This is a genomic window from Gordonia sp. OPL2 (assembly GCF_003797825.1).
Classification (GTDB): domain Bacteria; phylum Actinomycetota; class Actinomycetes; order Mycobacteriales; family Mycobacteriaceae; genus Gordonia.
The window spans coordinates 1-395 of record NZ_RKME01000129.1 but is presented as its reverse complement, the minus strand read 5'-3'; the positions used below and the strand labels follow the sequence as shown (position 1 = coordinate 395).

The following is a 395-nucleotide window of genomic DNA, read 5'->3' as shown; positions in this document are numbered from 1 at the left end:
TAATACAGTAGCACCATACTCAATCCTGCAATTAGAAATACAAGAAGGAAGGCTGATGTACCGATTCCGCCTGTTCTTACTGTTTCAGGTACAAGGTGATTAATTACTGTATATTCAAAGGTTTGTCCATCGTCAGCAACGGTGATGCCTTCTTTAGACCATTTCCCTGTATAACCATTAGGGTTTTGTGTTTCTTCGATTTTGTACGTTTTGTTGGCAACAATATTAAATGTTGCCAAGCCATTTCTGTCCGTTTTTTGTACAACTTTTACACCTTTGTCGTCCGTCAAAGTGAATTCTGCGTTTGCTAATGCTTTCCCTTGATCATCGACTTTATGAACTTTGATCACACCTTTTTTCAAAGTGTTTTTAGCTGTATATTCAAAGACTTGTCC

General features: G+C 37.7%; 1 protein-coding gene. It reads right to left on the bottom strand.

Annotated elements, in window-relative coordinates:
- A partial coding sequence (locus EEB19_RS26630; RefSeq protein WP_187590317.1) for a collagen binding domain-containing protein occupies nucleotides 1–395 on the bottom strand: 395 nt, incomplete at both ends.